We start from the raw sequence: 21,248 nt of genomic DNA, 5'->3' as shown, positions 1-21,248 counted from the left end.
TTCACCACTCCGCGCCGATTTGCGTGCGCGCCGCGGCGAGCTTGTTGAAGAAATAGACGGTGAAGGCGATCGACAGCAGGATCGAGAAATAGGCCATGGCGTTGGCCATGCCCATGCGCCCGTCGCTGTAGGCGGTGCGTGCGACCAGAGTCCACAAAAGCTCCGTGCGGCCGGCCGGACCGCCATCGGTCATGATCTTGACGATGTCATAGGCACGCGCCACGTCGAGCGAGCGGATGGTCATGGCGATGTAGGCGAAGGGCATGACGAACGGCCAGGTCACATAACGGAAGGTCTGCCACGGCGTGCAGCCATCGACGCGCGCCGCCTCGATCGGCTCTTTGGGCATGGCGAGCAGCCCGGCGAGGATCAGGATGGCGAAGATCGCCGTCGACGACCAGATCTCGGCAACCGAGATGGCGATGAAGGCGAGGTGACCCTCGATCAGCCACGGGATGGCGTCCCTGGTGATGCCAAGCGACTGCAGCGCATTGTTCACCAGGCCGATATTGTCGTTGAACATGAACTTGAACTGGAAGCCGACGAGGATCGGCGAGAACATCATCGGAAACATCATCAGCGTGCGCAGGATGCGCTGGCCGCGCGTCGCCTTCTCAACCAGCATGGCGAGACCAAGGCCAAGCAGCATTTCAAGATTGAGCGCGATCGTCAGCAACAGAACGGTACGGCCGAATGCCCACCAGAAATCGGTGTTGGCCAGGATCGACAGGTAATTCCTGAGGCCGATGAAGACGAAGAACGTCTCGGGCTTGGTCAGGCGGAACGGCGTGAAGCTTGAATAGAGCGACAGAAGCAGCGGCACCACGACGACCGCCGCCAGAACGACGATGGCCGGAAGCAGCAACAGGAACGGCGCGGGTGGCTTGAGGCCCTTCATCGGGCTCCTCTGGTGTCTGGCATTCAGATTTTGGCCCGAGGCCCGATATGATGAAACGGACAACGCCGGCAAAAGGCGATTACCTCCCCCATTGAGGATGAGGGAGGCAATCTTGTGAGCAATGCTTACAGTTTGCCTGCGTCTTGCAGGATCTGCGTCGCCTTGTCGGCGGCTTCGTCCAGTGCCTGCTTGGAGGTCTTGTCGCCGAGGATCGCGGCCTGCAACTCGGGATAGACGGCGTTCGAGATCTCGATCCACTCAGGCGTCTGCGGCACGGCGAAGGCGTGCTTGGCTTCTTCCTGGAAAGCCGACAGAACCTCCTTCTTGTAAGGGTCGTTGGCGGCTTGCTGCAGGTCCCAATCCCAGACCGCGGTGCGCGTTGGCAGCGGGCCGGCGGTGGCCTCGAGCTTCTGGCTGTCCTCGTTGGTCAGCCACCATACGAGCGATGCCGCTGCCTCCTTGTTCGGGCAGTTCTCGGTCACCGAGAAGCCATGGAAGCCCGACCAGCCGGTGCGCACCCCGGCGGAGCCTTTCGGCGCGACCTTGACGCCGACATTGCCCGCGACTTTCGACGATTTCGGATCGTTGAAGAAGCCGGCCCAGCCCGGCCAGTCCAGATTGATGGCGACGGTGCCCGAGGCAAAGCCCTGGCCGAGATCGTCCCAGAGGTAGTTGGTGGTTCCGGCCGGCACGGCCTTGGCCTTGTAGAGGTTGACGAACCAGTCGAGCGCCCGGATGCCGGCTTCGGAATTGAAGACCGGCTTGCCGTCCTTGTCGAGATATTCGCCGCCCTCGGCGACGACCATTTCGTAGAAGCGGCCATTGATCGCCTCTTCCTTGCCGGCAAACTGCGTGCCGTAGAAATTCGGCGGGTTGGCGAAGAACTCAGCCTGGTCGGTGACTTCCTTCCAGGTGTCCGGCGGCACCAGATCATAGCCGTATTTGGCCTTGAACTTGGTCTTGTTGTCGGCGTTCTCGTACAGGCTCTTCTGGTAGTAAAGCGCCGAGACGTCGAACTGCGCACGCGGCAGCATTTCCAGCTTGCCGTCGATGGTTGCCGCCTTGATCGTCGACGGCACGAAGGCGTCGATCTCCGACTTCGGCAGGAGCTTGCTGAGGTCGGTGTAGAGGCCGGTGTATTGCGGCGCGAAGGAGGAATGATTCCAGCCGACGCACCAGTTGGTGCTGCCCGAGGCGATGTCGGACTTCAATTCCTTGTCGATGTCGAAGCCGTTTTTTTTGGTCAGGATGTTGACCTTGGCGCCGGTCGCCTTCTCCCATTCGGGAATGCGCTCGTAGAGCTTTTCATATTGCTGGCCGCCGATCAGCTTCACGTCGACGGTCACGCCGTCGAACTTGCCGGGCAGGTCGCCGGCAACGGCGGTGCCTGCGCTTGACGCAAGCATCAATGCGCCGGCGCATACGCCGGAAAGCAGTCTGTTCATTGGTATCCTCCCTGGGTGCGCCTCGGTGGCGCCCGCAACTCGTCACGTGACAAGAAATGCTACATTCATATACAAACAAAACATTCATCCGTACGTCAAGGCGAAATTTGTTTCCGCCTGGCCGCGTTCCTGCGTATATGAAGAGTTGAATTCACTGGAGGGATGAGCCATGGACGACAGCGAAGACGAACGTTATCGCGCGCCGGCGCTCGACAAGGGGCTCGACATCCTTGAGCTTCTAGCGGGCGTGGACGGTGGCCTGACCCAGGCGGAAATCGCCAAGAAGCTCGACCGCAGCCCCAATGAATTCTACCGCATGCTGGACCGGCTGGTGCGGCGCGGCTACGTCACGCGGCTCGATGGCGACCGCTATTCGCTGACGCTCAAGCTGTTTGGCCTGGCACAATTGCACGCGCCGGTGCGGCGGCTGGTTTCCTATGCGACGCCGCTGATGCGGGAGCTGGCCGAGACCTCGCAGCAGGCCAATCAACTCGTTGTTTTTGATCGTGGTTCCGCTGTGGTGATAGGCCAGCAGGAAGCGCCAAACTACTGGGGGATTTCGATCCGGGTCGGCTCCCATATCAGCCTGTTCGACACCGGTTCGGGACATGTGCTGCTCGCCTTCCGTTCGCAGGAGGAGCGCCAGATGATGATCTCCGAACATGTCCGCAGCACCGACAATACGGCGCAGCCGCCCGAGTTCTTTGCCCGCCTCGACCAGATCAGGGAACGGGGATATGAGATGATGGCCTCGATGCAGACCGCCGGCGTCTACAATCTGTCGGCACCGGTGCGCAGTTCCGACGGCAAGGCCATCGCGGCGCTTTCAATTCCTTACATCACCGTCGTCAACGCTCCGTCCGCGCCGGACATAACGCGCACCATCGAGCTGCTGCTGGCAACGTGTGAGAAGCTTTCGCGTTTGGCCGGGTCGGCCGTCGGCTCATCGACATAATTCTTATTTGAATAAAGAATTCCTCCGTGAGATGATGTGAAAAATATAGGGGAGGAGCCCGCCATGATCATCGACACCCATTTGCATCTCATCGATCGCTCGGCGCTTCGCTACCCCTGGCTTGCCGGCGTACCGGCACTGAACCGCGATTTCTCTTACGAGGAGTACGCGGCGGAGGCGCGGCGGGTCGGTGTCGGGCGCGTGCTGCACATGGAAGTCGATGTCGACCCGGCCGACATCGAGGCGGAAACCGCCCGTGTCGAGGGCCTCTCGCGGCAAGCGGGCAGCATGCTCTCTGGGGCGATAGCATCCTGCCGTCCCGAAGACGCTGACTTTGCCGCTTATCTCGAGCGCCAGCGGACAAACCCCTTCGTCAAGGGTTTCCGCCGCGTCCTTCACGTCGTCCCGGACGATCTTTCGGAGGGCGCACTGTTCCGTGACAACATCAAGCGGCTTGGCGGCACCGGCCTGACCTTCGACCTCGTCGTGCTGCCGCATCAGATTCCCAAGGCGATCGCGCTCGCCGAACTGGCGCCCGACGTCCAGTTCGTCCTCGACCATTGCGGCGTTCCCGACATCAAGGGCGGAGCCGAGCATCCCTGGCGCGAACACATGAGCGAGATCGCACGGCGCCCGAACGTGATGGCCAAGATTTCCGGCGTGGTCGCCTATGCCGACGCCGCCAATTGGACCGTCGATACGCTGCGGCCCTACGTCGAACACACCATCAATTCGTTCGGCTGGGACCGTGTCGTCTGGGGCAGCGACTGGCCGGTCTGCACGCTCGGTGGCGGTCTCTCGACCTGGGTGGCGGCGACCCATGCGCTGCTCTCGGGTTGCAGCGTTTCGGAGCGTGACAGGCTGTTGTCGGGCAATGCCCGCAAGCTTTGGCGGTTGAAATAGCGACCTCGCTCAGCTCTCGCCAGGCGAGGGGGAACTGGCCCGGAACAGGCTGATGAGATCGGCGACGACCCGGCCGGCAGGATGGCCGGAGGTCAGGCCGGAATTGATGCGGTCTGACGCCGCCTGCTGGAACGCCATGTAGCCGTCATGGCGCGGCCGCACCCAGGCGCCCTCCAGCGTCGCGCGCGTGCCTCGATAGAAGTTGCCGACCACTTCATTGATAGTCTGGTCTTCCCAGGCAGCCGCATGGCCCGGCTGGCCGCCGGCGGCGGCATAGATGCCACGCTGGACATCGCCGCTGGCGACCCAATAGGCAAAATCGATCGCTGCCTCTTTAGCCTTGGAGAAGGCTGATACCGCTATGCCTGTGCCGCCGAGCGCCGAGCCGATCGGACCATTGGAACCGACCACCGGGATGTCGGCAAAAGCCAACCTGTTGGCGCGAAAACCCGGCGCCGCATAAGAGACGTAGCCATAGATCAGCGGCGCGCAGACAATGCGGGAACCAGCCTCGGCCATGCGTTCCGAAACGGCGATCGGGTCCATGTCGAAGCACGTCGGGTCGACCAGCGCGGCGATCTCACGCATCGTCTCGAAGACTTCGCAGCCCGTCTCGACAGCGATGAGATCGCCCGACGGATCGGTCGCGCAGGGATGCCCGAGATTACCGGCCAGCGTGTAGAAGGTCATCAGGCAATGCGGCGGTCGCAGCGGCAGCAGCACGCGGCCTTGCCGGGCGAGATCGAGCACTTCGCTCCACGTCGCTGCCGGCGCATCGAGCGCGTCCGGCCGCCAGGCCTGCACTTGGCTGGCCGCATCGATCGGAAACGCCCATTGCCGGTCTTGCCATGTGTAACTCGGATAGGACTGGCCAACGCTCCCCGACGCAAGCGCGGCGCGTTCCGCCTCGCGGCCGGCGACGTCGAGAGGCTCGAGGCAGCGCTCCGCGGTGATCTGGCCGACATGCGGATGGTCGATGACGATGAGGTCGTAGGCGCGCGCCAACTCCTCGACCGGGAAGGACTCGAAATCCTGCAGCGAACGCTTGTCCCATTCGATGGCAACTCCCGTCCGCTCGCGCCATAGCGCCGAGCAGGCAACCATGGGATCATAGCCACGCGGATGGCTCCAGGTCATACCCCTAAGCTTGAGGCTCACAGGTCGAACTCCTCGCGGATTTTTGCGCTGTGCTCGCCGATACGGGGTGCCGCGCGGTCGACCTTGGCCCTGATACCGTCGACCCTCAGCGGCGAACTGGTGGTGAGGATCGAGACGTCGTCCTCGCGCGTCACCGTCTGCAGCATGTCGAGGGCCTGAAAACCCTCGCTTGCCAGCATCTCCGGCCAGGTCAGCACCTTGGCGCACCAGATGTCGGCGGGTTCGAGAATGGCCAGCCAATCGTCGATGGTCTTGGTCGCGATTCTCTGGGCGATGATCGCCTTGATATCGTCGCGCGCGGTGAACCAGGATGCCGGCTTGTCGCGATAGGGAGCCAGTTCATCGAGCGACAAAAGGTCGGCCAGCTTGGGGATCGGCGTCATGGCGATGGCGAGGTAACCATCCTTGGCCGGATAGACGCCATAAGGCGCCGAGAGATAGGCATGCGCGCTGCGGAAGCTCGAGCGCCTGGGCAGGCGGCGCCCGTCATTGAGATGCGTGGTCAGCACCTCGAACTGGAAGTCGACCAGCGCTTCCAGAAGGCTGGTCTCGATATGGCTGCCCTGGCCAGTGATGCCGCGCCGCACCAGTGCGGCCAGGATGCCTTGCGCGCAGGCCGCACCCGCCAGCATGTCGCCGATGGCGAGGCCGAACGGCACCGGTCCCTGGTCTTCGTCGCCGTTCAGCCACATCACGCCGGAGCGCGACTGCGCCAGCAGATCCTGGCCCGGGCGCTTCACCCACGGGCCATCCTCGCCATAGCCGCTGATCGAGGCATAGACCAGGCGCGGATTGATCTGGCGGACGGTCTCGTAGTCGAGCCCAAGGCGCTCGATGACGCCCGGTCGGAAATTCTGGATCAGCACATCGGTCTTGGCCAGCAGCCCGCGCAATGTATTGAGGTCCGCCTCGTTCTTCAGATCGATGGCGAGGCTTTCCTTGGCCCGGTTGATGGCATGGAAGATGGTGGAATCGCCGCCGATCTCGGTGTCGCTGAGATAGAGCCGGCGCGACAGGTCGCCGCCGTCAGGACGCTCTATCTTGATGACGCGGGCGCCGAGATCGAGCAGCCTGAGCGAGCAGTAGGGTCCAGACAGGAACTGGCTCATGTCGACGACGACGAGACCGGCAAGCGGCAATTCGGCTGCTGCCGGCATTTCTACTTCTCCGTCTTGCCGACGAAATCGGCAGGGTTGCGGTACTTCACCGTCTGCAGATGCTCGCAATAAAGAACGAGCTCGCCTTCGCCCTTGAACACCTCGTAGCTGGCGCGGATCAGCCCCATCTCCTTGTAGCGGGAGTGTTTGTCGAGGTTGGAACGGATCGAATAGATCGTGTCGCCGATGAAGACAGGCTTTATGAATCGTAGCTTGTCATAGCCATAGGAAAAAGCGTTGACGCAGTTGGTGGCGACCAGCCCGAGGCCCGCCGAGAAGACGAACGCGCCGGCAATCAGCCGCTTGCCGAAAATGCCCTCGCTCTCGGCAAACATCTGGTCCTGCACGTAAGGATGGATGTCGAGCACCAGTGCGTTGAAAAGGTGACTGTCGCCCTCGGCCATGGTGCGACGCAGCGAGCGGATTTTCTGGCCGACCGGCCAGTCCTCATAGAACCAGTTCTCGGCGTTCCACACCGGGAGGGCGGCATGATCGGCGGGCATATTCCTGGGATGCGTCGAGACAACGCCAACGGTTGGCGCGAAATCGCTCATGGCGTAGTCCACCGGGCTCGCGAGAGCGCCCATCCAGCCATTCGAGCACGCTTCAAAGCGCCTGGGTGCACGACGTCTCCTCCCGTCAATCTTCTTTTGTAAATACTATTTTCACATATGGGGTTGCGTTGCAAGCGAGGACAAGCGAAATTTTGGCGGTCCCACGGTACTGAGCACCGGCGGGCAGGGAGGGAAAACATGCGCAAAGCCTGTCTGGTCTTCGTCGGCAGCCTGAACCGCGAAGCGCCTTATTTTCAGGGTGCGCGAGGCGTCGGCCTTGGTGTCTACGGCTTCGACGAGGAAACGCTGGAAACAAGAAAGCTGGCCGAGACGAATGATATCGCAGAGACCGCGCTCCCTCCGGGTGCCGACCGCATTTCGATCTTCGTCCGCGACGCCGGCAACGGCATGCTGACCGACACCGGGCGCAGCATCGAGATCGGCACGCCGATGTGTGTCAAGATCGTCGCGTGACCGCCGGCCAGCAGACTAGCCGGGCTCAAGCCTCTTGGATGGCCGAGAGCTTCCAGGTCGAGCCATTCTGGCGCGTGAACGTCCACAACTCGGTCGTCTCTGTCGGATGTTCTTCGTCGCCCTCGACGACCTTGCCGCTCGCCCGTTCGCGCATCACGTCGCGAGACTCGTAGCGCAACGCCGCGGTGGCGTAGTCGCGGTCATCCTCGCGCCAGCTTTCCGCGATGTCGGCCTGCAGCAGGGTGACGTCGGACACTTCGTTCCTGAGACCTTTCCGGGCATTGTCGGCCAGCTCTTCCGAGAGATAGGATACCATCTCGGGCGTGACCGACCGGCGCAATGCCGCATGGTCTTCGCGCCCGAACGCTTCCTGGACATCGGTCAACAGCTGCTGGAACGCGTCAAGGTCGGCCTGGGCCAGCGTGATCTCTTCGGATCGGGTGGTCTCGTAGCCTCCGCCCGATCCGCCGCCAAACCCGGGAATTGTGAAGGAGCCAGCGCTGCTCGTGTTCTGCTGTGCCGTTGCGCGGTTCTCGAACCGTGAAGCTTGGGCATCGCCCATGCCGGCGAGCGCGGGCGCGGGGCCACGCGCGGATTGCGACCGGAAGAACCTGATGGCCAGCATGATCGCGCCACCGATGAGCAGGGCCTGGAGCAGGAATCCGAACATGCCGGCGAGGCCGCCGAAACCTTGGCCAAGGAGCAGTCCGATCAGGCCGCCGATCAGCAGGCCGCGCATCATCGTTCCACCGAAGCCGCTCATGAAGCCGGGCCTCTGCAGGCCGGTCTGTGGTTGCCGGGCAGCATTGTTGACGCCGGCGTTGGGTGTCATCGAACGCTCGACCGGAGCGGTCGGCGCCGGCGCGGTCCGGGTCGGCGGTGCCGATTGGAACGTGCGTGTGCCGCGGCTGCCGAAACTGCCGCCGCGCCGCGCCTCGGCATGATCGATCGCGACCATGGAGAATGCAAGGAACAGGCCGGCAAAGAGGGTGACAAATCGGCTTGTGCGGGAAATCATCGGGGTGACCTTTATCGCTGTGGTTTCGGGCGTTTTCGGCAAAGGGCCGGCCTTGGAAAGACCGGCCTCATGGTCAATCGAACAGCTCTTCGAAAAATGATTTCTTCCGCTTCGGATAGCGGTGGCCATGCGAGCGGGAATAGTCGCCATCGCGGTCCCGGCTGTGTTGCGGCTGGGCAAATGGCGCCGGCTGTGGCTGCGGCGCGGGAGACGCGTCCCTGGTGGACCGTTCGATGATCTTGTCGAGTTCGCCACGATCGAGCCAGACGCCGCGGCACTGCGGACAGTAGTCGATCTCGATCCCCTGGCGTTCGCTCATCACGAGGGCGACGCGGCAGGAGGGGCAAACCATGCCGAGGAGGGAAGATGTCATGTGGGGCTCCTAACCAGAAAGTAATGAGCCCACTTAACCGAAAGGAATGGAAACGGGCCCGTTGAAGCGGTCCGACATCACGGTCGCCAAAGCGACAGTCAGAGGGGCCCGGCCCGCACACGGGAGTTAGGAATGCGGGACGAAGCCTTCAAGGGGCAATGTTGCCGGTGAGAGCGATTTGCTGCTCAAACAGTCACCACGATCTTGCCGAACTGCCCGTTCGATTCGAGATAGCGATGCGCCTCGACGATCCGGTCGAAGGGAAAGATCCTGTCGATGATCGGCCTGAGCGCGCCGTCCGCGAGGCCTTCGAGGATGAATGCCTTGGCCGGCTCCAACTTCTCCGGGTTGCCGGTGATCTCATGCACGAGATAGCCGCGCAACGTCAGTGTCTTGCCCAGTACCGCAGGCAACGGGAACGGCGTCGGCTGGCTGCTGAGGCCGCCATATTCGATCAGAATGCCGCCTCGCGACATCGCCGCAGTCAGCGGCTCGAAGATCGGCCCGCCGATCGCATCCAGCACCACGCGCACGCCTTGCGGCCCGGCGATCTGGCTCAGTCTGTCGGCAAGTTCCTCTTCCTCAAGGACCACGACATGCGCCGCGCCGGCGTCGAGCAGAGCCTGCCTCTTCACCGATGTCCGCGTCACCGCGATTGCTATCGCACCAACGCTGTTGGCGATCTGGATCGCTGCAAGCCCGACGCTGCTCGAAGCCGCCGTGATGACGACGACCTCTTCGCGGCGCAGCCTGGCGATGTCGATCAGGGCGCCGTAGGCGGTGAGGTACGGCATCCAGACCGCCGCCGCGGTTTGCCAGTCGAGGGACGCCGGATGCTTGACGATGAGCCCCGCGGGAAAGGTGACAAGCTCACCGTAAGCCGGCCAGCGAACCATCGATTGCGGCGGGATGACGCTCACGGCGTCACCATGTGCCAGCCCCATCACGCCTTCGCCAATTGCCTCGATGACGCCCGCCGCTTCCAGCCCAAGCCCGGAGGGCAGGACGGGTGTCTCAATGTAGCTGCCCGCGCGCAGCAGCGCCTCGGCGCGGTTGAGGCCGAGCGCCTTGACGCGGATCTGAACCTCGCCCGGGCCTGGTGGCGGAAGGTCGACCTCCTCGATGCGCAGGACCTCGGGACCGCCATGCTGGTGGAAGCGAATGATACGGGCCATTTGGCTCACTCCAAAATATTTGACACTGAATGAGCTATGACGCGAAAGCTTTGTGCGATAAACGGCTGTTTGGATTGTTCAGTAGAAACCAGGAGTTTCGAATATGGATAGGCTCGAGAGCATGGCCGTGTTCGTCAGGGCGGTCGATCTTGGCTCGTTCGCGGCGGCGGCCACCGCGCTCGATCTATCCGGACCGATGGTCGGCAAGCATGTCCGGTTTCTCGAGGAGCGGCTTGGCATGCGTCTGATTAACCGGACCACGCGCCGCCAGAGCCTGACCGATTTTGGCCGCGCCTATTATGAGCGGTGCCGCCTGGTGCTGGCCGAGGCCGAAGCGGCCGATGCGCTCGCCGCCGACCAGCTCGCGGAACCGCGCGGAAAACTGCGCGTCACCATGCCGGCGCATTTCGGGCGCCATTGCGTCACCCCCGTGCTGCTGAAGCTGGCAGGGCAATATCCAATGCTGCAACTCGACCTGTCGCTCAGCGACCGCTTCGCCGATCTCGCCGAGGACGGTTTTGACCTCGCCATCCGGACCGGCGGTCTGAACGACAAGGCTGGCGTGATCGCGCGTCGCCTTGCACGCCAGGACATGGTCGTCTGTGCCGCGCCTTCCTATCTTGAAATTCATGGCGAGCCACGGCGGATCGAGGACCTCGCCGATCACCAGGCGATTGTCTACCGCCGGCTCGGCATGATCGTTCAGCCGTGGCTATTTCCGCGCGAGGGGCAGACTGCGCTCGAGGTAACCCCAAACGGCCGGCTGCGGCTCGACGATCTGGATGCCATCGCCGATGCCGCCGTCGACGGCATGGGGCTGGCGTGGTTGCCTTACTGGCTGGCTCGCGAGCGCATCCAGGCCGGCACGCTGGTCGAGCTGTTGCCGGACCAGCCGCGCTATCCCTACGATTGCCATGCGCTCTGGCTTCGGACGCCGCATCTGTCGCTCAAGGTCCGGCTGGCCGTCGACGCATTGGCGGCCGCCTTGCCGAAAATGATGGCGTGATCGCCAACAGACGGCTTGCGCTCTTTGAGGCGTGACGTTCCGGTGCCATATGAAGGTGGCTGATGGGTGTGCGCATCGCAGGAGAGACGGTTGATGACCAAGGGTTCGGATCTGTTCGTGGCGGCCCTCGAAAATGAAGGGGTCGAACGAATTTTCGGCATTCCGGGCGAAGAAAATCTCGACATCGTCGAATCCATCCGCCGCTCGTCGATCCAGCTGATCCTGACGCGCCACGAGCAGGCGGCGGCCTTCATGGCCGCCACCTATGGCAGGCTCACCGGCAAGCCGGGTGTGTGCATCACAACACTTGGCCCCGGCGCGCTCAATTTGACCACCGGCTCTGCCTATGCGCTGCTCGGCGCGATGCCGATGATCATGATCACCGGCCAGAAGGGCATCCTGTCGTCCCGGCAGGCGCGCTTCCAGATCGTCGACATCGTCGCGGCGATGAAGCCGCTGACCAAGCTGTCGCGCCAGATCGTCTCGCCTAGGATGATCCCGTCGCTGGTGCGCGAAGCCTTCCGCGTCGCCCAGGAAGAGCGCCCCGGCCCCGTGCACCTCGAACTGCCGGAAGACATCGCGGCGGCGGAATGCGAGCCGATCGCGCTGGTGCCGACGCATCCGGTCGAATTGCCCCTGGCCAGCGCTGGCGCGCTCGATCGCGCCGCCCGCATGATCATTGAGGCCAAGCGTCCGCTGCTGATGTTCGGCGCCGCGGCGTCACGGCCGCGCGTGACTCCCGATGTCGCCCAGTTCGTGCTGCGAACGCAGATTCCCTATTTCACCACGCAGATGGGCAAGGGCACGGTGCCCGGCGGCACCGAGCTCTACATGGGAACGGCGGCTCTTTCGGAACGCGACTACGTGCACGAGGCCATCGAACAGGCCGATCTGATCATCACCATCGGCCACGACACGGTCGAGAAGCCGCCCTTCATCATGGGGGCGAAAGGACCGAAGGTTATTCATGTCGGCTACCAGACGGCTGATGTCGAGCAGGTCTATTTCCCGCAAGCCGAGATCGTCGGCGACCTCGGCCCGTCGCTGGCGCTGCTGGCGGACCGCATCGAGGGCAGGATTCCCAACGCGCAGGCCCTGCTGCCGCTGCGCGAAGGCATTTTGAGCCGCATCGCCGCGCGCGCCACCGAAGACCGTTTCACGCCGCAGCGCATCGTACATGATGTGCGCGCCGTGATGCCGGCGGATGGGATCCTCGCGCTGGACAACGGCATGTACAAGATCTGGTTCGCGCGCAACTACCGCACGCGCATGGCCAACACGCTGCTGCTCGACAATGCGCTGGCCACCATGGGTGCCGGCCTGCCGTCGGCGATGATGGCGGCACTGCTCTATCCCCAGCGTCGTGTCATGGCTATCGCTGGCGATGGGGGTTTCATGATGAACAGCCAGGAACTGGAGACTGCTGTTCGGCTCAAGCTCAACCTCGTCATCCTGCTGCTGGAAGACCACGCTTATGGCATGATACGCTGGAAGCAGGCTGTCGACGAATTCCCGGATTTCGGCATGACCTTCGGCAATCCCGACTTCGTCAAATACGCCGAAGCCTATGGCGCCAGGGGCACCAGGGTTGGCGCGATAGCCGACCTGCAACCGGCGTTGGAACAGGCCTTCGCCGGCGGCGGCGTGCATCTCGTCGTGGTGCCCATCGACTATTCCGAAAACACCAGGGTGCTCGTCGACGAATTGCGAGAGCGACTGCCGGCGCCAAAGGCACCCTGACGGCAGCGGCAAAGCCGCCGTCAGGATCGGTTGATGCCTACAGCTTGCAGTAAGGCGTTACCGGCGCGATCGTGCCGAAATCCTTGACGATCTCGTAGCCGATGCCGTCCGCCGCCGCCTTGCCGACATAGGAATGGCAGAGCGTGTGGTTGTTGCTGGCATCGACCCGGATCTTGCCTTGTGGCGCATCGAACTCGATCGTCGGCAGCGCCTTGAGCACATCGTCGTCCTTCAGCGAGCCGGCCTTCTCCGCCGCCAGCGCGTAGAGATGCAGGCCGTTATAGCCGGCCTCGCCGATGCCATTGACCATCTTCTCCTGGCCGAATTTTTCGCGGAAGTTCGCGATGAACTTCTTGTTGACCGGGTTGTCGAGCGCCATCCAGTAGGGCTGCGGCGCGTAGGTGCCGGCGGCGACGCCAGGCGGCAGCGCGTCCTTGTTGAAGACCTCGTCGAGCGGTGCGATCAGAGGCTGCTTGATGTCGAAGCTGCGATACTGCTTGAGCTGCGTGACGGCGTCGTTGCCGACCACCATCGACCACACGACGTCGGGCTTCAGCGACTTGATCTTCTGGAAGGCCGGGCCGAAATCCGTGGTGCCGAACGGATAATAGTCGGCGCCGACAATCTTGCCGCCGGGCTTTTCATAGGCGGCTGTGATCGCCTCGGTCATTTTCTGCGGCCAGGCATAGTCGGACGCCATGATGTAGATGGTCTTGCCGAGGTTTTCGGCCACCCACGGCATCATCGGGTCTACCTGCTGCATCGGGATAGGTCCGGTGGCGACGAAGTAGCGATTGCATTCGCCGCCCTCGAAATTGGTCGGGTAGAAGAACAGCTTCTTGGCCTTCGAGGTGACGGAAAGCGTGGCGCTGCGCTCGGGCGAAATGATCGTTCCCATGATCACGTCGACCTTGTCCTCGTTGAGGAGCTTGCGCGCCTTGTCGATGGAGCCCTTGGTCGTGGTCTGGTTGTCCTCGATGAAGAGCTCCACCTGGCGCCCGCCAATGCCGTTGGCGGCGTTGAGTTCGGCGGCGGCGAGCTTGTAGCAGTTGAGCAGCGTCTCGCCGAGGATCGCCTGCAGCCCGGTGATCGGGATCGACAGCCCGACCTTGACCGTGTCTGCGGCGCGCAGGATTCCCGGCGCGCCGACCATTGCGAAGGCGGCCGCGGCGCCGCCGGATTTCAGAACAGTTCTTCTGTTTATCATTGTTGTGTTCCCTTCCAGTCCAGGCGCGCCCCATGCACGCCTTACAAAGCCAAGAGGTCCTTCAGCAGGGTCTCGTCGGCGAATGCTTCCGGCGTGCCCTCATGCACGATCCTGCCCTTCTCCATCACCAGGCAGCGGTCCGCCGCCTTAAGGACGAGATCGAGATTCTGCTCGACCAGGACGATGGCGATGCCGCGCTCGCGCGCGATGCGCGGCACCAGCTCGGCGATCGACTGCACGATGTTCGGCTGGATGCCTTCCGAAGGCTCGTCGAGCAGCAGCACCGACGGCAGGCCGCACAGTGCGCGGCCTATCGCCAGCATCTGCTGCTGGCCCCCCGAGAGCGTACCGGCGGTCTGCGCCTCGCGCTCGCGAAGGATGGGAAAATAGCCAAAGATGTCGGCTGGAATGTCGCCGTCGCCACGATCCTTGGCGGCGCGCGTGCCGACTTCCAGGTTCTGCCGCACCGTCAGCTGGTTGAAGATACCGCGGCCCTGCGGCACATGGGCGATGCCCGCCCGCGCGCGGCGGAAGGCCGGGGCGTTGGTGAGATCCTGGTCGCCGAGAACCACCGCACCGCCGCTCGCCTTCACGCCGCCAGCGATGACGCGCAGCAGCGTTGTCTTGCCGGCGCCGTTGCGACCAAGCAGGCCGATGACCTCGCCTGATGCCACGCTGATGTCGATGCCGTTCAGCACCGGGAGCAGGCCGTAGCCGGCCGACACGGCAAGTGTCCGCAGCATGGTCAGCGCCTCCCCAGATAGACGTCGCGGACCATCTCGTCGGCCTCGATGTCGTGGAAGGGACCGCTGCGAAGCCGGCGACCCTGGTGCAGCACCAGCGTTTCGCAATTCAGCGCCCGCACGAAGCGTATGTCGTGCTCGACGGCGACGATCGAGAACTCGCCCTTCAGCCGCAGCAGCATTTCGGCCGTCGCCAGCGTCTCCTGCGGCGTCATGCCGGCGGTTGGCTCGTCGAGCAAAAGCAGCCGTGGCTCGATGGCCAGCGCCATGCCGATCTCCAGCCATTGCTTCTGGCCGTGCGCCAGTTCGCCGGCCAATGTGGCAGCACGATTGGTCAGCGCGACCAGTTCCATCAATTCACCGATTGGCCGCGCCGGGGAGGGGGCACCCCATCGTGCGACCTTGAGGTTGTCCTCAACCGAGAGGCTCGGGAAGACCGACGGGATCTGGAACTTGCGGGCAATGCCGAGCCGGGCGATGCGATGCAGCGGCAGGCCGGCAATGTCGCGGCCGAGGAAATGGACGCTGCCGCTGGTCGGGCGCAACGTGCCGGTCAGCACGTTGAGGAAGGTACTCTTGCCGGCGCCGTTCGGTCCGATGATGCAGCAGAGCGCCTTGTCGCGGACCGTCAGGTTCAATCCTTCGAGGGCCTGCAACCCTCCGAAGCGGATGCCGACATTTTCGGCTTGGAGCAGAACGTCGCTCATCAGGCCTGGCTCCTGCCTTTGAACAGGCTCTTCAGCCGCGCATAGATCGACAGGATGCCGTCCGGCAGGACAAAGACGATGATGACGAAGACGCAGCCCAGCAGCAGCGGCCACAGGCTCGGATTGAAGCTGCTGATCGTCTGCTGTGCGCGCTGGATGAAAATTGCGCCCAGCACTGGGCCAAGCAGCGTGCCGCGCCCGCCGACCGCCACCCAGACAATGACCTCCGTCGACAGAAGCAGTCCGGACAGATCGGGGGCAACCAGCCCGGCCATGCAGACATAGAGCGCGCCAGCAAGCCCGGCGATGGCTGCCGAAAGGATGAAGGTGACGAGCAGCCGTAACGGCGCATTGTGGCCGAGTGCCGCCGCCCGGACCTCATTGTCCTGAATCGCGGTCAGCACCGTGCCCCAGCGGCCACGGCTGATCGACCACAGCGACAAAACGGCCACCGCCACGATGGCTGCGACGAACATATAGCTCGACAGGTCCTGGCTGAGATCGACATGCCGGCCGCCAAAATCGAATTCGATCGGCGGGATCCCGATCAGGCCGCTATCGCCGCCGGTGACCGAACTCCAGGAGATGGCCGCCTGCTGGCAGATGACGCCCATGGCCAGCGTGACGATGGTGAAGTAGCTGCCGCGGATGCCGCCGAAGAACAGGAAGTAACCGATGATGGCGGCGACGAAGGCAGCCCCCGCAATGGCGCCCACGATGCCGAGCAGGCTGCCGAAAGGAATCGCGTCATTGAGCGTGACCAATGCCATGATGTAGCCGCCGATGCCAAAGAAGGCGGCGTGGCCGAAACACAGGATTCCGGTGCGGCCCCAGAAGAAGTCGAGGCTCGCCGCGAACAGGCCGAAGATCAGCGCGTCGCGGATCACCGTCAGTTGGTAGCCGTCGGCGAGGAAGGGATAGAGGATCGCGAGCGCCACGCAGACGGCGAAGATCAGCAGCCAGTTGCGGTCGCGGGCGATCATCGCGACGCCCCGTTGAACAGGCCGTTGGGCCGCACCCGCACGGCGACGATGGCCGCCAGCAGCACGACCGCCTGCGCCAGCGATGGCGAGATCTGGTAGTTGAGGATGCTGGTCAGCCCGCCGACGAAGACGCTGCCGGCGACGAGGCCGCCAATCGAGCCGACCCCGCCGACGATGACGACGAAGAAGGCGTTGGCGAGATAGTTCACCCCCATCTGCGGCAGCACGATCGCCAGGGGCGCGACCAGTCCCCCAGCCAGCCCCGCGATTGCCGCGCCGAAGGTGAAGGCAATGGCGTAAGTGCGGCGCGTGTTGATACCGACGCCCTCCGCCATTTCGCGGTTCTGGATGACGGTGCGGATGTCGAGCCCGAACGACGTCCGGCTGATCAGCAGGATGACGCCGAGCAGGGTCAGCATGGCGATGGCAATCAGGATCAGCCGGTAGGCCGGATAGACGGTGAAGAAGAGGTCGAGCGTGCCCTCGACCGGCGGCGTCACCGGCTTGGCGCCGAGGCCAAAGGTCAATTCCAGCCCTTGCTGCAGGATGAGGCTGACGCCCCAGGTGGCAAGCACCGTCGACACCGGCCGCGAATAGAGGTGGCGAATGACGGCGAATTCCAGGATGCAGCCGACCACGGCGCCGGCGATCGGCGCCGCAGCCAGGCCCAGCCAGAACGAGCCGCCCATACTCTGGATGAAGTATACCGCGAAGGCGCCGACGGTGACGAACTCGCCATGCGCCAGATTGGTCACGTTCATCAGGCCGAAGCTGATGGCGAGCCCGAGCCCGACCAGCATCAGGATGCTGATCAGCGTCAGCGCATTGAGCAATGTCGTGATGGCGAAATCCATCGCTTCAGGCCGCGCTGGCGAGGCGTTGGCGCAAGCCCGCGAGCAGGCCTTCAGCGGCATCGATCACCGCCGCCTGATGCGGCTGCAGGTCCTGCCCCGCCCACTCGTCGATATGGTCCGACAGCGGGTCGACCACCTCGGTGCGGTGATTGGCCAGCGTCTCGATGACGGCGTGGCCGCAGAATGGCACATAGCCCTCGGAATAGCCGCCTTCATGGCTCATCATCAGCCGTCCGTTCGAGACTTCGGCCGCAAACGCCACCATGCGCGCGGCAAGGCGGCGAAAACATTCGCTGTTGAGCATCATGCGGCCGAGCGGATCGAAGCCGGACGCGTCGAAACCGGAAGCGACGATGACGAGGTCGGGCTTGAACGCGCGCAAGGCAGGACCGATGACGCGGTCGAACGTGGCTTCATAGGCGCCTGTGCCGCTGCCGGCCGGCAGCGGGACGTTGATGTTATAGCCTTCGCCGGGTCCCTTGCCGTTGTCGACGAGCGCGCCGCGTCCGGTCGGGTATAGATTGTCCTGATGGAGCGAAATCGTCAGCACCGACGGATCGGAATAAAACACCGTCTCGGTGCCATTGCCGTGATGCACGTCCCAGTCCACCACGGCGGCACGGCCGAGCAGGCCCTCGTGCTGCAGCCGCCGCACGGCGACGCCGATGTTGGAGAACAGGCAATTGCCCATGGCCTGGTCGGGTTCGGCGTGGTGCCCGGGCGGCCGCGCCAGCGCATAGGCGTTGTCGACGCGGCCGGTCAGCACCGCACGCATCGCGGCATAGGTGGTGCCGGCGGACAACAGCGCGATGTCGAAACTGTTGAGGCCGATCGGTGCCTGAGGCCCGGCGAAACCGGATCCGCCTTCGCTCAGCATCCTGATATCATCGACGTGGCGTTGCGTGTGGACGCGCAGCAGGTCTTCCACCGTTACCGGTTCGGCAATGATCGGAACCAGATGGCGTGCCAGGCCACTGACCTGGATGAGATTGTTGAGCCGTCGTTTGGATCCAGGCGATTCCAGGTGGCGTCCAGGTTCCACGAAACGGCCGGGAGGCATCATGTCGGCGCTGGAGCCGGTATCATGCCACATCAGCTGTTCGTGAAAAACGTAGCCTGTCGCCATCCGCGGCATCCTCTAAAAACCAGACGCTAGCAGGCTAACAATCGCCCGGCCCGACCCTAAAGAGGGGCCATGTCAGTCATCTATGCCCCTCCTTTCGGAGGGGTGCGGAGGTTTGCGGCGACCTGCGCGGCGCGCACTGCCTGGACGCGGTTCGATACCGAGAGCTTGCCGAAGATGTTTTTCAAATGCCACTTCACCGTCGTTTCGCTTACCGACAGTGCAACGGCGATATCGCGATTTGACATGCCTTCCGACAGAAAGTGCAGCAGCTCGGACTCGCGCTGGGTGAGCTGTTCTTTCTCGACCGTCGGGGCGGCTGTTTTGCGCGTCGTCACGGGCATCGTCTGCGCGGCATCGATGATGCGCGTCGCATAGGCCGACAGTGACGGGTCGGCCTTTGCCTGGGCCGCCCGGAGCCGCATCAAACCCTCGACGACAGACTTGCCTTCGTCGACGAAGGAGCGGATGAAGCCCGAGGGTTGCGCAAGGCGCAATGCTTCGTGCAGATGGCGGTCTGCTTCCCGCTGGTCATGGCCGGCGCTCTTGGCGCGCAGGATCAGCGCCAGTATGTGCCGGCGCATGCGCCCGCTGCTTTTCGTTCGCTCCAGCAGCGCGTCGAAAATCGCCGCCGCCGCCGCGTAGGATTTTTCCGCCGTAAGCAGCCGGCCTTCGGCGAAGAACTCGAATTCATTGGCGACGGTAGAGGCGGTTTCAGCGCTTTCGCGGCGATGCTCGTCGAGCAGCGCGCGGGCTTCCGGGGTGCGGTTCTGGTCAAGAAGCAGCCGGATGCGATCGTGCACCAGCACCGAAGCGAGGCGGCGGTAGACGGAGCCGCGCACGCGCTGGTAGACGCGCTCCAGCATGTCGAGGGCGGCTTGGCCGCGACCGGTCAGCTGCAGCACCCGGGCATAGGTCGGCACGCTGGCCAGGGGATAGACAATGACCGCTGCGCCCTCGATCAGCGGCCCGAGATTCTCGACCAGCGCCAGTGCTTCGCCGGATGCGTTGGTCTCATAGGCGAGTTCGGCAAGCAGCGTTCCGGCGAGGGCCTCGGCATAGGAGTTGGCGCCGATCCGCGTCCTGGCCTCGATGATCGCGTTGCGCAGCAGCCGTTCGGCCGCGGGCAGGCGGCCGGCCGACCGCTCGATGACGGCCATGTAGCAGTTGGCGATGGTGACGCCGAGCAGGCTGCCGCTTCGCTCATGGGCCTTGCGCGCCGCATCCACAGCAGCGCGTGCCCCCTCAAGGTCGCCCAGCGCGTATAGATTGTAGCCGATGACGTTTGCCGTCGCGCCTTCCATGAACCACGCATCGGGGGCTATGATGCGCAGGGCCGCCAGTGCGGTGTCGCGCGCGTCCTCGAACTGTTCCAGCGTGCTGTGCACGGCCGCTGCAAGGACCTCGAGTTCCGCCTCGATGGTCGTGCCGGTCAGCGTGCCCGGATCCTTGCTATCGGTCGGCCCGGTTTCGACGAGCTGGCGCGCATTGGCGAGGGTCTGCTGGGCAATCTCGGGCTGGCTGCTGTGCACCGCAAGCCACAGCACGACGAGTTGCAGCCGGATGCGCTGGTCGATCAGTTTCCTTGGCAGCAGCGCCAGCAGCTGGCGCACATAGAGAAGCTGGCATTGGGCGATGAGTTCGAGCGCGTTGTTCTCGATGAACACCGCGGCGCGGGCTTCGTCGCCGGCGGCGAGCGCATGGCCGATGGCCTCGGTCAGCATCTTGCGTTCACCGAACCATTCCGAAGCCGCCAGGTGCAGCGGTGCGATCATCTCCGGCTCGCGCCGTTCCATTTCACGGCTGAGGAAGTCGTGGAAAAGGTGATGATAGCGGAACCAGCGCCGTTCCTCGTCGAGCGGCACCAGGAACAGGTTGCGGGTCTCGATCTCGGTGATGGCAACCTCGGCGTCCGCCGCCCGCATCACCGCCCGGCAAGCCTCGGCGCTGAAGCGCTCGAAAATCGAGGAATAGAGCAGGAACTTCGCCAGCGCCGGCGGCAGTTCCAGGAACACTTCTCCCATCAGGAAGTCGGCGACGTTGCGGTTGGCGCCGGTGAAATTGCCGATGACTGTTTCGGGCGCATGGGCCGCACCGAGCGACAGCGAGGCGAGCTGCAGGCCGGCGGCCCAGCCTTCGGTGCGCGAGCACAGTGTTTCCACCGTGCCGCTGCTGACAGAGAGGCCAAGCTTGTCGTTGAAGAAGGCTTCGGCTTCCGACGAGGCGAAACGCAGATCGTCCGGGCCGATTTCAAAGATATCGCCGAGCACCCTGAGCTTGCCGAGCTGCAGCTCGGGCAGGTTGCGCGAACCGATGACGAAGACGACATTGGTTGGTGCCTGCCGGGTCAGCCGTTCCATGAACCGCTTCACCGCCGGTGCATCGATGGCGTGATAGTCGTCGAAGAACAGGGTGATGTCGGCGTGGCGTGCCGCCAAACCCGACACGAGTGCCGCAAGCACCACGTCGAGCTGCGGGATGGGGCTCGACTGGAAGGCGAGGTCGAGCTCGGCCGGGTTCTGGACAAGATGGCGCAACGCCCCCACCAGATGCGACAGGAAGGCGCCTTCGTCATTGTCCGTCGCCTCGCAGGACAGCCAGGCCGTCAGCCGGCCGTGGCGCGCGACTTCGGCCGCCCATTGCGCCATCGTCGTCGATTTGCCGAAGCCGGCGGGCGCGGCGAACAGCACGATGCGCGTGTCGACATGCCGCTCCAGCCTCGACAAGATGCTCTCGCGCCGTACCCACCGGCGATGGTGAGGCGATGCCGGGCTG

The 21,248-nt window shown here is 63.9% G+C and carries 20 protein-coding genes; 5 read left to right on the top strand and 15 right to left on the bottom strand.

The window, feature by feature from the left end; all coding sequences use genetic code 11:
- Position 1: 1 nt before the first annotated feature.
- Both LB555_RS17720 and LB555_RS17715 read right to left on the bottom strand, forming a co-directional pair.
- Positions 2–898, bottom strand: a complete 897-nt coding sequence (locus LB555_RS17720; protein WP_224595444.1) for a carbohydrate ABC transporter permease — start codon at positions 896–898, stop codon at positions 2–4.
- Between the two features lie 125 nt (positions 899–1,023).
- On the bottom strand, positions 1,024–2,343 hold the full coding sequence (locus tag LB555_RS17715; protein WP_224595447.1) for an ABC transporter substrate-binding protein: 1,320 nt from the start codon (positions 2,341–2,343) through the stop codon (positions 1,024–1,026).
- A 169-nt stretch (positions 2,344–2,512) separates the two neighbouring features.
- Here LB555_RS17715 and LB555_RS17710 point away from each other — a divergent pair, with 169 nt between their 5' ends.
- Together LB555_RS17710 and LB555_RS17705 are read left to right on the top strand one after the other, a co-directional pair.
- Positions 2,513–3,298, top strand: coding sequence for an IclR family transcriptional regulator (locus tag LB555_RS17710; protein WP_015319051.1), 786 nt, complete (start codon positions 2,513–2,515; stop codon positions 3,296–3,298).
- Between the two features lie 63 nt (positions 3,299–3,361).
- A complete protein-coding gene (locus tag LB555_RS17705; protein ID WP_224683376.1) occupies positions 3,362–4,201 on the top strand; it encodes an amidohydrolase family protein in 840 nt (279 codons plus the stop codon).
- A gap of 9 nt (positions 4,202–4,210) precedes the next feature.
- Here LB555_RS17705 and LB555_RS17700 read toward each other — a convergent pair whose 3' ends face one another.
- Genes LB555_RS17700 through LB555_RS17690 form a run of 3 tightly spaced genes read right to left on the bottom strand, consistent with a single transcriptional unit; the run spans position 4,211 to position 7,070 of the window.
- Positions 4,211–5,338 carry an extracellular solute-binding protein gene (locus LB555_RS17700; RefSeq protein ID WP_263489169.1) on the bottom strand — a complete coding sequence of 376 codons (1,128 nt, stop codon included), beginning with the start codon at positions 5,336–5,338 and terminating at the stop codon, positions 4,211–4,213.
- Between the two features lie 17 nt (positions 5,339–5,355).
- A complete protein-coding gene (locus LB555_RS17695) occupies positions 5,356–6,516 on the bottom strand; it encodes a CaiB/BaiF CoA transferase family protein (RefSeq protein ID WP_140661565.1) in 1,161 nt (386 codons plus the stop codon).
- A gap of 2 nt (positions 6,517–6,518) precedes the next feature.
- Complete coding sequence (locus LB555_RS17690; RefSeq protein ID WP_224683374.1) at positions 6,519–7,070, bottom strand: MaoC family dehydratase; 552 nt, start codon at positions 7,068–7,070, stop codon at positions 6,519–6,521.
- 198 nt (positions 7,071–7,268) lie between these two features.
- On the opposite strand from LB555_RS17690, the gene LB555_RS17685 reads away from it, so the two are divergent.
- Positions 7,269–7,544, top strand: coding sequence for a hypothetical protein (locus tag LB555_RS17685; RefSeq protein ID WP_224683373.1), 276 nt, complete (start codon positions 7,269–7,271; stop codon positions 7,542–7,544).
- Positions 7,545–7,569: 25 nt separating this feature from the next.
- Here the strand turns inward: LB555_RS17685 and LB555_RS17680 are convergent, their stop codons facing one another.
- The 3 genes from LB555_RS17680 to LB555_RS17670 all read right to left on the bottom strand — a co-directional run bounded on the left by LB555_RS17680 (position 7,570) and on the right by LB555_RS17670 (position 10,110).
- Positions 7,570–8,562: a Tim44 domain-containing protein gene (locus tag LB555_RS17680; RefSeq protein WP_224582720.1), complete on the bottom strand. Its 993-nt coding sequence runs from the start codon at positions 8,560–8,562 to the stop codon at positions 7,570–7,572.
- A 73-nt stretch (positions 8,563–8,635) separates the two neighbouring features.
- On the bottom strand, positions 8,636–8,935 hold the full coding sequence (locus LB555_RS17675) for a zf-TFIIB domain-containing protein (protein ID WP_140617465.1): 300 nt from the start codon (positions 8,933–8,935) through the stop codon (positions 8,636–8,638).
- A gap of 185 nt (positions 8,936–9,120) precedes the next feature.
- Complete coding sequence (locus LB555_RS17670) at positions 9,121–10,110, bottom strand: zinc-dependent alcohol dehydrogenase family protein (RefSeq protein WP_140877936.1); 990 nt, start codon at positions 10,108–10,110, stop codon at positions 9,121–9,123.
- Between the two features lie 103 nt (positions 10,111–10,213).
- Between LB555_RS17670 and LB555_RS17665 the strand changes: the two genes are divergently transcribed.
- Both LB555_RS17665 and LB555_RS17660 read left to right on the top strand, forming a co-directional pair.
- Entirely contained in the window at positions 10,214–11,116 is a 903-nt protein-coding gene (locus LB555_RS17665) for a LysR family transcriptional regulator (RefSeq protein ID WP_224683372.1), read from the top strand.
- A gap of 93 nt (positions 11,117–11,209) precedes the next feature.
- Positions 11,210–12,856 carry an acetolactate synthase large subunit gene (locus LB555_RS17660; protein WP_015319041.1) on the top strand — a complete coding sequence of 549 codons (1,647 nt, stop codon included), beginning with the start codon at positions 11,210–11,212 and terminating at the stop codon, positions 12,854–12,856.
- Between the two features lie 37 nt (positions 12,857–12,893).
- Here the strand turns inward: LB555_RS17660 and LB555_RS17655 are convergent, their stop codons facing one another.
- The 7 genes from LB555_RS17655 to LB555_RS17625 form a co-directional block, all read right to left on the bottom strand.
- Positions 12,894–14,063, bottom strand: coding sequence for a substrate-binding protein (locus tag LB555_RS17655; protein WP_224683371.1), 1,170 nt, complete (start codon positions 14,061–14,063; stop codon positions 12,894–12,896).
- Between the two features lie 41 nt (positions 14,064–14,104).
- Positions 14,105–14,806: an ABC transporter ATP-binding protein gene (locus LB555_RS17650; RefSeq protein ID WP_140715258.1), complete on the bottom strand. Its 702-nt coding sequence runs from the start codon at positions 14,804–14,806 to the stop codon at positions 14,105–14,107.
- 2 nt (positions 14,807–14,808) lie between these two features.
- Entirely contained in the window at positions 14,809–15,513 is a 705-nt protein-coding gene (locus LB555_RS17645) for an ATP-binding cassette domain-containing protein (RefSeq protein WP_140617462.1), read from the bottom strand.
- A complete protein-coding gene (locus LB555_RS17640; protein ID WP_224683370.1) occupies positions 15,513–16,496 on the bottom strand; it encodes a branched-chain amino acid ABC transporter permease in 984 nt (327 codons plus the stop codon). The genes LB555_RS17645 and LB555_RS17640 overlap by 1 nt, the downstream gene beginning before the upstream one ends.
- Entirely contained in the window at positions 16,493–17,350 is an 858-nt protein-coding gene (gene urtB / locus LB555_RS17635; RefSeq protein ID WP_140617460.1) for an urea ABC transporter permease subunit UrtB, read from the bottom strand. Before urtB ends, LB555_RS17640 begins: the two co-directional genes overlap by 4 nt.
- A 4-nt stretch (positions 17,351–17,354) precedes the next feature.
- Complete coding sequence (locus LB555_RS17630) at positions 17,355–18,476, bottom strand: class II histone deacetylase (RefSeq protein ID WP_140661556.1); 1,122 nt, start codon at positions 18,474–18,476, stop codon at positions 17,355–17,357.
- A gap of 80 nt (positions 18,477–18,556) precedes the next feature.
- Positions 18,557–21,199, bottom strand: coding sequence for a LuxR C-terminal-related transcriptional regulator (locus tag LB555_RS17625; RefSeq protein WP_224523776.1), 2,643 nt, complete (start codon positions 21,197–21,199; stop codon positions 18,557–18,559).
- Positions 21,200–21,248: the final 49 nt, after the last annotated feature.

Origin of the sequence: Mesorhizobium sp. BR-1-1-10 (assembly GCF_020165595.1) — a bacterium.
Lineage (GTDB): Bacteria > Pseudomonadota > Alphaproteobacteria > Rhizobiales > Rhizobiaceae > Mesorhizobium > Mesorhizobium australicum.
Note: the sequence above shows the minus strand (reverse complement) of the source record. Positions and strands in the feature narration are given on the sequence as shown.